The organism is Methylobacterium sp. TK31, assembly GCF_055361545.1.
This window is the reverse complement of record NZ_CM143964.1, coordinates 1107156-1119353: the sequence shown is the minus strand read 5'-3', so window position 1 is coordinate 1119353 and position 12198 is coordinate 1107156. Positions and strand designations below refer to the sequence as shown.

Genomic DNA, 12198 nt, shown 5'->3' with positions numbered 1-12198 from the left:
GTCGGATAAGCGAGGCACCTGAAAATCCTTGCTCTGTCGCGGTCTTGGATCGTTTCACCGCGTTTCGGCCGCCCACGGCGCGGCGTCAAGCGCAGGGAGGCCGATACGAAAAAGGCCCCGCCCTTTCGGGCGAGGCCTCACAATCGCGATTGCGATTTGCGGAACCGGTCGTTTCTTACGCGGCCAGCGAGCGCAGGACGTAGGGCAGGATGCCACCGTTGCGGAAGTATTCGAGCTCGTCGAGGGTATCGATGCGGCAGGTCAGCGGCACCTCGCGCTTGGTGCCGTCGGCCGAGGTGATCTCCGCGATCATGGTCTGGCGCGGCTTCAGGTCGCCGGACAGGCCCCGGATCGAGACCGTCTCGTCGCCCTTCAGGCCCAGCGAGGCCCAGGAGGTGTCGCCCTGGAAGACCAGGGGGACGATGCCCATGCCGACGAGGTTCGAGCGGTGGATGCGCTCGAAGCTCTCGGCCACCACGGCCCGGATGCCCAGGAGCTTGGTGCCCTTGGCCGCCCAGTCGCGCGAGGAGCCGGTGCCGTATTCCTTGCCGGCGAAGACGACGAGCGGGGTCCCTTGCGCCTGGTACTTCTGCGCGGCGTCGTAGATGAACATCCGCTCGCCCGAGGGCTGGAACAGGGTCCAGCCGCCCTCGACCACGTTGCCGGACTCGTCGCGGACCATCTGGTTCTTGATGCGGATGTTGGCGAAGGTGCCGCGCATCATGACTTCGTGGTTGCCGCGCCGGGTGCCGTACTGGTTGAAGTCCTGCACCCGGACCTGGTGCTCCTGCAGGTAGGCGCCCGCCGGGGAGTTCGCCCGGATGTTGCCCGCCGGCGAGATGTGGTCGGTGGTGATCGAGTCGAGGAACAGGCCGAGGATGCGGGCGTCGACCACGTCCTCCACCGGGGCCGGGGTCTTCTGCATGCCCTCGAAATAGGGCGGGTTCTGCACGTAGGTGGAGGTCGAATCCCACTTGAAGGTCTCGGCCTCGGTGACCTCGACGGCCTTCCAGTAATCGTCGCCGCCGAACACGTCGGCGTAGCGGGACTTGAACAGGGTCGAGGTGATGTTGGCCTCGATGAACTCCTGGACCTCGGCGGACGAGGGCCAGATGTCCTTCAGGTAGACGGGCTGGCCGTCCGACCCCGTGCCCAGCGGCTCGGTGGTGATGTCGATCTGCATCGAGCCGGCGAGCGCGTAGGCGACGACCAGCGGCGGCGAGGCGAGGTAGTTCGCCCGCACGTCGGGGTTCACGCGGCCCTCGAAGTTGCGGTTGCCCGAGAGCACGGCGGCGGCGACGACGTCGTTGTCGTTGATCGCCTTCGAGATCGGGGCCGGCAGGGGGCCCGAGTTGCCGATGCAGGTGGTGCAGCCGAAGCCGACGAGGTTGAAGCCGAGGGCGTCGAGGGGCTTCTGCAGGCCGGCGCTCTCAAGGTACTCCGCCACCACCTGGGAGCCGGGCGCCAGGGAGGTCTTCACCCAGGGCTTGGAGCGCAGGCCCTTGGCGACCGCGTTGCGGGCGAGCAGGCCGGCGCCGATCATCACGCTCGGGTTCGAGGTGTTGGTGCAGCTCGTGATGGCGGCGATGACCACGTCGCCGTGGCCGATGTCGAAGTTGGCGCCCTCCACCGGGTAGCGCTTGGCGATGTCGGCCGCCTTCTTGAACTCGGTCTCCATCGACTGCGCGAAGCCGGGCTTGGCGCCGTCGAGGAGCACCCGGTCCTGCGGACGCTTGGGGCCGGCGAGCGACGGGCGCACGTCGCCCATGTCGAGTTCGAGCGTGTCGGTGAAGACGGGGTCCGGCGTGGCCGCGTCGCGCCACATGCCCTGCGCCTTGGCGTAGGCCTCCACCAGGGCGATCCGGTCGTCGGCGCGGCCAGTGACCTTGAGGAAGTCGATGGTCTTCTGGTCGATGGGGAAGAAGCCGCAGGTGGCGCCGTATTCGGGGGCCATGTTGGAGATCGTGGCGCGGTCGGCCACCGCCATGTCGTCGAGGCCGGGGCCGTAGAACTCCACGAACTTGCCGACCACGCCCTTCTTGCGCAGCATCTGGGTGACGGTGAGCACGAGGTCGGTGGCCGTGGTGCCCTCGGGCAGCTTGCCCGACAGCTTGAAGCCGACGACCTCGGGGATCAGCATCGAGAGGGGCTGGCCGAGCATCGCGGCCTCGGCCTCGATCCCGCCGACGCCCCAGCCGAGCACGGCCAGGCCGTTGACCATGGTGGTGTGCGAATCGGTGCCGACGAGGCTGTCCGGATAGGCGAGCTCGGTGCCGTCCGAAGAATCGGGATCCTGCTTCGTCCACACGGTCTGCGACAGGAACTCGAGGTTCACCTGGTGGCAGATGCCGGTGCCGGGCGGCACGACGGAGAAGTTGTCGAAGGCCGACTGGCCCCATTTGAGGAAGGTGTAGCGCTCGCCGTTGCGCGAGTATTCCAGCGCCACGTTGTCGGCCAGCGCCTTCGGGGTGCCGAACTCGTCGACGATCACCGAGTGGTCGATCACGAGGTCGACCGGCACCAGCGGGTTGATCTTCTGCGGGTCGCCGCCGAGCGCCACCATGGCGTCGCGCATCGCGGCGAGGTCGACCACCGCGGGCACGCCCGTGAAGTCCTGCATCAGCACCCGGGAGGGGCGGAAGGCGATCTCGGTCTCGGTCTTGCCCTTGTTGCCGAGCCAGGCGACGGTGGCCGAGATGTCGTCCTTCTTGACCGAGCGGTCGTCCTCGAAGCGCAGCAGGTTCTCGAGCAGCACCTTCATGGAGAAGGGCAGCGCGGTGGCGTCGGCGAGGCCGGCCTTCTCGGCATGGGGAATCGAGTAGTAGGTGTAGGACTTGTCTCCGACGGTGAGGGTCTGGCGAGACTGGAAGCTGTCGAGCGATGCCACGGCGTTGTAATTCCTCGCGAGCGGTTGGTCGAACACGCGCAGGCATAACCTGCGCCACGAAAACACGTGTTCGGCTGGGAGCGCTGTGAAGCGCGCGCCGCCCCGGGGGTGCCCGGGTGAGGATGATGCGCGAAGGGCGATTTGGACGCCCTGAAACTCGCGCGGCGCAGCCTGCGCGCGTTATAGAACACTTCGAAACTGGCCGCTACCGGGGGCCTGACAGCGCGCGGGATCTGTTCGGAAGGCGCGACTACGCCGCGACGAGATGCGCGAAATCCGCGCCCTCGGCCACGTGCCGGGAGGCATCGAGGATCTCGATCCCGACGACGCGTCCCGCCGCGTCGAAATCGAGCACGATGCCCGGACGCACTTCCTCGCTTCCGGCGATTCGCGCGTCGGCGAGCTGCACGTAGAGGGCGTCGGCCTCGGCATCATATCGGGACTTCATCGGCTCCAGGCCTCCGGCCACGATCCAGGAATGCGGTGATGACGTGAAAGGTCGAGGCAGATCGTACCACGAAAACCACGCGAAGCGTGCGGCCCTCCCGCTCGGGCACGGTGCGAAAGGCGCGCGTTCGGTCCGGATGTCCAGGGTCGGTTTCGAAGGCTTCTGGGGCGAGGATCGTGCGCTCGACCCAAGCCGGCTCCAGCTTGCGCAACGCGAGCTGGTCCCGCGCGTGCCGCGTGTAGGTGAAGATCGGACCGGGCATGGGACCCGCGCGTGCGGCGACCGGACAGCAGCGACCGGAAAGGAGCCGATCAGTGCCGATTACGACCGAAGCCCCCGAATTGCACGCGAAAGTTGTCGTGCGTCGGGCCGGGTCCGATCCGGATCACCGCCGGAATTCCCGGCCCGGACGGCGCGACCACCGACGCATCCTTTTCGCGCTCCTGGGTCTCGCCACCGAACGATCCGCGTGCGATGGGCGAAGCGCCGAGGGAGCGGAGACCCCCGCACTTGGTTTGGCCGGCCCGGCAGGCGCATCTCTCAAGGCTCATGATTCAGGACCCCCCGTGCGGCTGACCGCCCAAGACCTCGCCGTCCGCCGCTCCGGCCGCCGCATCTTCTCGGGCCTGTCCTTCGCCCTCGGGCCGGGCGAGGCCCTGATGGTCACCGGGCGCAACGGGGCCGGCAAGTCGACGCTGCTCGCGGTGCTGGCGGGCCGGCTCAAGCCGGAGGCCGGGACGGTCGCGGCGAGCGGGGTCGGCGAGGCGACCCTGTCCGAGTGCCTGCACGTGGTCGGCCATCGCGACGGGCTGAAGAGCCCGCTGACGGCCGAGGAGAACCTCGCCTTCGCCCGCGACCTCCTCGGCGCGCCGACGGCGAGCCCGCGCGCGGCCCTCGAGGAACTCGGGCTCGGCCACGCCCTGCGGCTGCCCGTGGCCTATCTCTCCGCCGGCCAGCGCCGGCGGGTGGCGCTGGCCCGCCTCCTCGTCTGCCGGCGCCCGCTCTGGCTCCTCGACGAGCCGACCGCGGCCCTCGACGCCGCCTCGCAGGATGTCCTGGCCGGGATGATGGCGCGCCACCGCGCGGCGGGCGGCCTCGTGATCGCGGCGACGCACCAGGCCCTCGGCCTCGCCGACGCGCAGGAACTGCGGATCGAGGCGCCCGTGCCCGCGGCACCGGCCGCGGCCCGGGCGGCGGCGGCCGACGAGGTCTGGTGGTGATGCGCGCCCTGAGGGCCCTCGTCGCCCGCGACCTCGCCCTCGCCGCCCGCGTCGGCGGCTCGGGGGCGCTCTCCCTCGTGTTCTTCCTGATGATCGTCGCCCTGGTGCCCTTCGCCCTCGGGCCCGACCTCAACCTGCTGTCGCGGATCGGCCCGGCGATCCTCTGGCTCGCCGCCGTGCTCTCGACCCTGATCGGCCTCGACCGCCTGTTCCAGGCCGACGAGGAGGACGGCTCCCTCGACCTGATGACCGGCTCGCCGGCCCCCCTGGAGGGGGTGGTGCTCGCCAAGGTGCTGGCCCACTGGCTCACCACCGGCCTGCCGCTGGCCCTGGCCTCGCCCCTGTTCGGGCTCCTCGTCGCCCTCGACGGCCGGGCGATGGCGGCCACCGCCCTCACCCTGCTGGTCGGCACTCCGGCCCTGACCTTCGTGGGCGCGGTGGGCGCGGCGCTCACCGCCTCCATCCGCCGCGGCGGCCTCATCCTGGCGGTCGTGGTGCTGCCGCTGATGATCCCGACGCTGATCTTCGGCGTCTCGGCGAGCGAATCGGCCCTCGGCGGCACCGTCCCGTTCACGACACCCCTGGCCATCCTGTGCGCCCTCAGCCTGATCGCGGGCGTGATCGGGACGCTGGCCGCCGCCGCGGCCCTGCGCTGGTCGGAATAGGGGTTCAGGCGGTGGTCGAGCGCGGGCCGCCCGCCGCGCGTGCCAGTCTGTCCGGACCCGTCGTCCCGCTTCGGCCGGGAGCCGCCGGACCGCGCATCGGCCGGTGGGCGGGACCGGCGATCCGCAGGGCGATGCCGACGAACAGGGCGATCATGCCGGCTTCGAGGAGCAGCATCGGCAGCCAAGCGTCGTCGAGGGGAACGGAGGCGAGATCGAGCGCCTCGCTGGCCGCCACGGCCCCGATCGCGCCGGCGGTGAAGACCGGCAGGGAGCTGCGGCCGAGGCGGCACAGGAGATGGTCGCGCGGCACCTGGTGCAGCAGGCGGATCAGCGGAGCCCGCGGCAGGGCCATCACCACGTAGGTCAGGGCGAGGAGGTGCAGCAGGCGCAGGGGCGACTGATAGGTCTTGCTCGCGCCGAACCAGAAGCCGTCGTTGCGCGTCGCGGCCCAGTCCGCCGCCAGCGGCCACAGGCGCACCACGATCACCGCCAGGACGAGGTAGCCGACGAGGTAGGCCAGCGCGAGCCCGGTCAGCCACCGGCTGCGCGGCAGGGCGACGCCGCCGACCATGCCCTGGCCGATCGCGATCCCGATGGAGAAGACGAGGATCCAGGGCAGGACCGTCAGGACGAAGGGCGCGCCCGTGAGGCTGTTGTTCACCACCAGATCGAACGCCCCGGCCGCGAGCCAGAGGAGCAGGGCCGGTGGCAGGGGCGCCCAAAACCGCCATCCGGCCAGGCGCAGGAGGAGGGGCGCGACCAGCATCAGGGCGACGTAGAGGCGCAGGACGGCGGAGTAGCCCACCGTCTGGCGCAGGGTCAGGGCATGGCCGAGCACGCGCGGAAAGCCGTGGTCCCGCAGCAGGCCCAAAGCCTCCGCGTGAACGCCCGCGACGCCGCGCAGGGCGAGGAATGCGGCCAGGAGGCCGAGCGTCGACAGGATGATCACGAGGTCGAAGGCGTAGATCCGGACGGCCCGCCGCCAGAGATGGGCGACGATGTCCGGGAGCCGGCGCCGCGACGCCTGGCTCGCCGCGAGGGCGACGGAGATGCCGCTGAGCAGGACGAAGATGTCGGCGCTGTCGGAGAAGCCCAGGCGGGACGGCGAGACCGCCGCGAGGGCGCCGTCCTGGATGTGGTTGACGAAGATGTTGATCAGGCAGAGGCCGCGGATGGCGTCGATCGTCGCCCGTCGCTGCGGCATGCCCTCGGTCCGATGCGGTTCACACGCAGCGGTGATAGCGTCCGACGCTTAAGGTTGTATTGCAACCCCATGGCGCAGGGCCGGGGCGATGCCCGGCCGAGCGCCTGGCCCGACGACCGGTGCGCCTCAGGCCGGATCGGCGTCGATCCGCATGCGCAGGATGGCGTAGGGCTGCGCCTGCAGGTCCTCGCCGCCGTTGTATTCCGGGCGCCGGTTCACCTGGGCGGACGAGATGTGGAGCCAGCGGTCCGGGGTGATCCAGAACGTGTCGGCCCAGATCAGGCGCGGGTCGGAGGCGATGATCTCCACCGTACCGTCGGGGTCGCGCCGGCCGACCGCGTTGAATTCCTGCATGGCGAGGTAGACCCGGTCCTTCGAATCGGTGGTGAGGCCGCCGGTCATGCCCTTCTCGCCGAGATCCGCGACGCCGGCCGCCACGCCTGCGTCGCTGGTCTCGGGGTCGAGGAGCGCGGCGGTCTCCACCGCGTAGAGGCGCCGCCCGATCAGGGGGGCGTAGTACAGGCGCCGGCCGTCGGGGCTGAGCGCGATGCCGTTGGCGCCGCCCTGGACCGGGCGCGGCGGCCCCTCCCCCTTGCGCTGCACCACCGGGCGGTCCTCGACGATCTTGAGGAGCCCCTTCTGCGACTTGGTGCTGGCGTGACCCGCAAGGCGGCGCACCACCCGGCCGCTGGCGAGATCGACCGCCAGGATGGCGCCCTCCCCGTCCTGGCCCTGGTCGGTGATGTAGGCGCGGGCATAGCCGTCGCGGATGTCCACCCGCAGGTCGTTGAGCGACGAGGTCGGGGTGATGCCGGCCTCCAGCGGCACGACGCGGCGGATGCGGTTGCCGGCGAGGTCGATCTGCACCAGCTTGGCGCCGCCCTTCACCGGCGGGCCGGAGCCGTCCGGCAGGCCGGCATCCAGGCACCACAGGGTGTCGTCGCGGTCGAAGACGCCGTTGGGCACGTGGAACAGGCGCGCCTGCGGCTGCTCCGGGTCGGGCTGGTTCGTGGCCATGTCCGGGTAGGGCCGGACCGCGCCGTCCGCCAGCACCTCGCCCAGGGTGTAGGGCACCTTGGCGTTGAAGCGCGGCATCATCACGAAGCGCCGGCCGCCGGCCGAGATGGCGAGGCCGGTGGGGGTCGAGGGCGCGTTCGCCGTGAAGGCGAGTTCGAGCCCGCCCGCCGCCCGGCGGGTGGCGACCTCGGGGGGCGCCGCCGCGGCGGCCTCGCCGGGCAGGGAGAGGGCCGCCGCACCGGTGAGGCCGGCGGCGAGGAGGTCACGGCGAGCGAGCGTCATGGCGCAATCCGGTCGAGCGGGGACGAGGGAACGGCGGGTCAGCCCCGGGCGGGGCCGCGCACCTTGAGGTCGATGGCGAGGACATGGGCGCCCGCGCCGATGAAGAGGCGCCGGCCGTCCGGGCCGCCGAAGGCGACGTTGGCGGCGTCCGTGGCGGTGGCGATGCGCCCGAGGGCCGTGCCGTCGAGCGCGTAGATCCGCACGCCGTCGAAGCAGGCGGCGTAGACCCGGCCGTCGGCATCCACCGCGAGCCCGTCCGGCACGCCGGCCTCCACGGTGGCGAAGGGTTTCGGTGCGCCGAGGCCGCGGCCCTCCCGCACCGGGAAGACCAGGACGGTGCGGGCGCCCTCCGGGTTCTTCAGGGCGGCGCTGGTGTCGCTGACGTAGAGGCGGCTGCCGTCCGGGCTGAAGGCGATGCCGTTGGGCTGGCCGACGGCGTCGGTCATGGCCTCGACCCGGCCGGACGGGTCGATCCGGTAGACCCGCCGTGCCCCTTGCGCCGGCGTCGCCATCAGGCCCTCGTCCGGCATGGTGATGCCGAATACGGGGTCGGTGAACCAGATCGCGCCGTCCGGCGCCAGGGCGGCGTCGTTGGGCGAATTCAGCGGCCGGCCCCCGAAGGCGTCGGCCAGCACGGTGAGGCGCCCGTCCGGCTCGCGCCGCACCACCCGGCGCCCGCGATGCTCGCAGGTGACGAGGCGGCCCTCGCCGTCCAGGGTGTTGCCGTTGGCGTTGTTCGAGGGATCGCGGAACACGCTCGTGCCGCCGTCGTCGCCGATCCGGACCATCCGGTTGGCCCGGACGTCGCTGACGATCAGGCCGCCGAGCCCGGGCGCGTAGCACAGGCCCTCGCACCAGCGCCCGCCCGCATAGAGCGTGCGCAGCGGCGCGCCGGGATCGAGCACGTCGCGCAGGCGCGGATCGTCGACCCGGACGATGGGGGCCGCCGCGGCCGGCCAGCCGCGCAGGGCGAGGGCCGTTCCCGCGCCGGCGAGCAGCGCGCGTCGTCGTATCGTCGGCATCGATCCTCGATGGGCTAAGGGCACGACGGCCGCGCCGCCCCGGTGCGGGGACGGCGCGGTGCGGGTCAGCGGGCGGCCGGGGCCGGGGCGGTCGAGCCGGTGGCGTCGCTCGCACCCGGCTTGAAGCTCCACAGCTCCGTCGGCAGGGCCGCCGGCGCGTCTGGCTTGTAGAAGGCCGAATCCTGGATGTGCGAGGTGGTGACGTAGAGCGTCCCGTCGGGCCCTTCCGCGAAGGTGTCGGGCCAGCGCAGGCGCTTGTCCTGCACCACGGTGGCGAGCGCATTGCCCTTGGCCGAGAGGTCGCGGACCTTGATCGAATCGTCCTGCGGCGAGGTCACGTACATCCGGCCGTCCTTGCGCGAGATGATCAGCCCGTCGGCCGGGCCGTTCTCGCCCACAGTCTCGATGCGGCCCGACACGCTCTTGTCGGCCAGCGCCGTCGGCATCAGCGCGGAGGTGATGCTGCCCGCGAGCGTCTCGGTGGGCAGGCTGTAGAGCGTCTTGCCCTTGATCGCCTGCCAGTAGAGCGTCTTGCCGTCGGGCGAGAGGGCGATGCCGTCGGCGGCGAACTCGACGCCGCGCCCGTCCGGCCGGCGCAGGGGCTTGCCGTCATAGGTCACGGTCACGCTCTTGTCCGCCTGCGTCGAGGGATCGCCGTCGAGCACCCGGTGGGCCCGGCCGCTGTCGAGGTCGACCACCACCAGGGCGCCCTTGGCCCCGGAATCGGTGAGGTAGGCGGTCTTGCCGTCGGGGGAGAAGCGCACGTCGTTGAGGTAGGAGCCCTGGGGCGCGACGCTCTCGTCGAAGGCGATGGTGCGCGCGGGCTGGTTGGTCTTCAGGTCGATCTCGACGAGCTTCGGGCCGCCGGGCACCAGGGCCGCCATGGCGGGGGCGGCCGGATCGAGCACCCAGAGGTTGCCGTTCGGACCGGCTACGACGCTCTGGACGCAGACCCAGTGGTCCTTGGCCGTGACCTCGTCCTTGCGGGCGTTGCGCCAGGCGTTCCAGGCCGCATCGGGGAACGGCACCACCTTGCCGTCCTTCAGTTCGGCCACCGAGACCTCGGTGTCCTCGGTCCAGCGCGGGAAGTTGACGAAGATGCGCCCGTCCTTCGAGACGGTGACGCCGGTGACCTGATGGTCGAAGCTCGCCACCTTGGTCAGCGTCGCGGCCGGCGCCGCGGGCGCGCCCTGCGCCAGCACGGAACCCGGCAGGAGGACGGCGCCCAGCAGGGCCGCCGCGAGGGTCCGCGTCCGTCCGGCGCGGAAGCCGGATTGCGGGAGCCCCCGAATCGGACGTGTCGGGTGGTCGGACTGGCGTCGCGTCATCGGCCCTCTCGGCATGGAAACTCTCTCGGTCGGGAATCTCGGTCGGGAAACTCGGCGTCGGGGCCCTGCGGTCCCGCGGCGCACGTGTTCGTCGACGGGGCAACGCACGAGGCGCCGGCCAAGGTTCATCGCTCGCGCAACTCGTGAACGGGCGGCCGCGCCCGCATCGCCCAGGCGCTCCGCGATCCAGGCGCGGGGGCGTGGCGATCCCGGCCCCCGCGGCCGTTTCGGTCACGGCCGCGTGATAGACAATTCCGGAATGCGAGGAAGTTCCGGATGTTCTGACTTTAAACCGCTCAAATCGGCACAAAATTGCAAAAGGTCCAGTACCGTTAAATTCGGATTCAGGTTTCCTATTCAGAAAGTTCAGGAACGGAACCGGGCGTCGCCGGTCACGGATCGGCCGCTGAGTTCAAGCATGGGGATCGCAATGTTCGGGGCAGGCCTTCGGGCGACACTGGATGCCCTCGACCGGTCACAGGGTCGGATCGAGTTCGGCATGGACGGGACCGTCCAGGGCGCGAACCAGATCTTCCTTGATCTCGTCGGCTATACCCTCGACGAGGTCCGGGGCCGTCCGCACAGCCAGTTCGTGCCCGCCGAGGAGCGGGATTCGCCCGCCTACCGGCAGTTCTGGGACGCCCTGCGCCGCGGCGAATTCCAGGCGCGGGATTTCTGCCGGGTCGCCAAGGACGGGCGCCGGATCTGGATCCAGGCGAGCTACAACCCGATCCTCGACCGGCGCGGCAAGCCGATCAAGGTCGTCAAGTTCGCCACCGACATCACCGCCCAGACCGAGCGCAACGCCGGCAACGAGGCGCAGATCGCGGCGATCAACCGCTCGCAGGCGGTGATCCACTTCACGCCGGAGGGCATCGTCACCGACGCCAATCCGAACTTCCTCGAGACCCTGGGCTACCGCCTCGAGGAGATCCGGGGCCGCCACCACAGCCAGTTCATGGCGCCCGCCGAACGGGACAGCCCGGCCTATGCGGCGTTCTGGTCGGCCCTTGCCGGGGGCGCCTACCAAGCCGGCGAGTTCCGCCGCCTGGCGAAGGGCGGCCGCGAGGTGTGGATCTACGGCGCCTACAACCCGGTATTCGGGCCCGACGGCCGGGTGATCGCCGTGGTCAAGTTCGCCAGTGACGTCACCGCTGAGGTCGCCGACCGGTTGCGGCGCCACCAGGGCCAGCAGGCGATCGACAAGGATCTCGGGCTGATCACCGGCTCGATCTCCGACGTCAGCCATCAGGCCAGCCTCACCGCCGAGGCGGCGGCCCAGACCTCCGGCAACGTCCAGGCGGTGGCGGCGGGCGCCGAGGAATTCTCGGCCTCCATCGAAGAGTTGAGCCGCCACGCCGTCGAGGCGAAGACCGCCGCCGACGAGGCCGTGATCCGGGCCGGGGAGGCCTCCGGCATCGTCGCGGGCCTGACCTCGGCCGCCGACAAGATCGGCGAGGTGATCTCGGTGATCCGCTCCATCGCCGACCAGACCAACCTGCTGGCGCTCAACGCCACCATCGAGGCGGCCCGGGCGGGCGAGGCGGGCCGGGGCTTCGCCGTGGTCGCCGCCGAGGTGAAGGCCCTGGCCAACCAGTCGTCCCGCGCCACCGAGGAGATCGGGACGCAGATCGCGGCGGTTCAGACCTCCACCAACCAGGCGGTGAGCGCCATCGGGGCCGTGGCCCAGACCATCGCCCATCTCAGCGAGATCTCGCTGAGCGTGTCCTCGGCGGTGACCGAGCAGGCCGCGGTGACCCGCGACATGTCGGTCAACATGCAGAACGCCGCCAGGAGCGTCGAGATCGTGCGTCAGAACGTGGACGGGATCGCCGCCGCCGCGAGCGACGTCGACGGCTCGGTGCGCAAGGTCGGCACCGCGGCCCGTGCCCTCGCCTGACGAGACCGCGGGCGGAGGGTAACGCGCCTCCCCGCGCCGTCCTATTCCTTGCGGAGACCGGCCCCGGGCTGCGTCACCGAGGGTTCCGAGCCCGAGCCCGGCACCCGGCCGCGCAGGGCCGCCGGCGTCCCCGCCCGGCCGGCCTCGTGCCGGTCGAGGCCGGGCACGACGCGCTCGGTGATGTCCACGCAGCGGCCGACCAACCACGCCATCCAGTTCATCGCC

At 71.2% G+C, this 12198-nt stretch carries 11 protein-coding genes; 3 read left to right on the top strand and 8 right to left on the bottom strand.

Features of this window, described 5'->3' with window-relative positions:
* Positions 1 to 175: 175 nt before the first annotated feature.
* The 3 genes from acnA to ACXJY8_RS05040 form a co-directional block, all read right to left on the bottom strand.
* The gene (acnA, locus tag ACXJY8_RS05050) at positions 176 to 2887 is read right to left on the bottom strand and encodes an aconitate hydratase AcnA (RefSeq protein WP_463776865.1); all 2712 of its coding nucleotides are present in this window, start codon (positions 2885 to 2887) and stop codon (positions 176 to 178) included.
* A gap of 250 nt (positions 2888 to 3137) precedes the next feature.
* Positions 3138 to 3335: a DUF2283 domain-containing protein gene (locus ACXJY8_RS05045; RefSeq protein WP_463776863.1), complete on the bottom strand. Its 198-nt coding sequence runs from the start codon at positions 3333 to 3335 to the stop codon at positions 3138 to 3140.
* Complete coding sequence (locus ACXJY8_RS05040) at positions 3319 to 3597, bottom strand: DUF4258 domain-containing protein (RefSeq protein WP_463776859.1); 279 nt, start codon at positions 3595 to 3597, stop codon at positions 3319 to 3321. The genes ACXJY8_RS05045 and ACXJY8_RS05040 overlap by 17 nt, the downstream gene beginning before the upstream one ends.
* A 304-nt stretch (positions 3598 to 3901) precedes the next feature.
* Between ACXJY8_RS05040 and ccmA the strand changes: the two genes are divergently transcribed.
* Positions 3902 to 4555, top strand: coding sequence for a heme ABC exporter ATP-binding protein CcmA (gene ccmA, locus ACXJY8_RS05035; RefSeq protein ID WP_463776855.1), 654 nt, complete (start codon positions 3902 to 3904; stop codon positions 4553 to 4555).
* Positions 4555 to 5220 carry a heme exporter protein CcmB gene (gene ccmB, locus ACXJY8_RS05030; RefSeq protein ID WP_200941289.1) on the top strand — a complete coding sequence of 222 codons (666 nt, stop codon included), beginning with the start codon at positions 4555 to 4557 and terminating at the stop codon, positions 5218 to 5220. Before ccmA ends, ccmB begins: the two co-directional genes overlap by 1 nt.
* Positions 5221 to 5224: 4 nt before the next feature.
* Here the strand turns inward: ccmB and opgC are convergent, their stop codons facing one another.
* From opgC to ACXJY8_RS05010, 4 genes are all read right to left on the bottom strand, one after another.
* Complete coding sequence (gene opgC, locus ACXJY8_RS05025; RefSeq protein ID WP_463776849.1) at positions 5225 to 6424, bottom strand: OpgC domain-containing protein; 1200 nt, start codon at positions 6422 to 6424, stop codon at positions 5225 to 5227.
* Positions 6425 to 6550: 126 nt separating this feature from the next.
* Positions 6551 to 7723 (bottom strand): SMP-30/gluconolactonase/LRE family protein, encoded by a 1173-nt coding sequence (locus ACXJY8_RS05020; RefSeq protein ID WP_463776846.1) that lies wholly within the window; start codon positions 7721 to 7723, stop codon positions 6551 to 6553.
* A gap of 38 nt (positions 7724 to 7761) precedes the next feature.
* On the bottom strand, positions 7762 to 8745 hold the full coding sequence (locus ACXJY8_RS05015) for an SMP-30/gluconolactonase/LRE family protein (protein WP_463776842.1): 984 nt from the start codon (positions 8743 to 8745) through the stop codon (positions 7762 to 7764).
* Positions 8746 to 8810: 65 nt separating this feature from the next.
* A complete protein-coding gene (locus ACXJY8_RS05010) occupies positions 8811 to 10073 on the bottom strand; it encodes an SMP-30/gluconolactonase/LRE family protein (protein ID WP_463776838.1) in 1263 nt (420 codons plus the stop codon).
* A gap of 430 nt (positions 10074 to 10503) precedes the next feature.
* Between ACXJY8_RS05010 and ACXJY8_RS05005 the strand changes: the two genes are divergently transcribed.
* The gene (locus ACXJY8_RS05005; RefSeq protein ID WP_463780375.1) at positions 10504 to 11973 is read left to right on the top strand and encodes a methyl-accepting chemotaxis protein; all 1470 of its coding nucleotides are present in this window, start codon (positions 10504 to 10506) and stop codon (positions 11971 to 11973) included.
* Positions 11974 to 12014: 41 nt separating this feature from the next.
* On the opposite strand, the gene ACXJY8_RS05000 is transcribed toward ACXJY8_RS05005, so the two are convergent.
* Positions 12015 to 12185: a hypothetical protein gene (locus ACXJY8_RS05000; RefSeq protein ID WP_463776834.1), complete on the bottom strand. Its 171-nt coding sequence runs from the start codon at positions 12183 to 12185 to the stop codon at positions 12015 to 12017.
* Positions 12186 to 12198 lie beyond the last annotated feature (13 nt).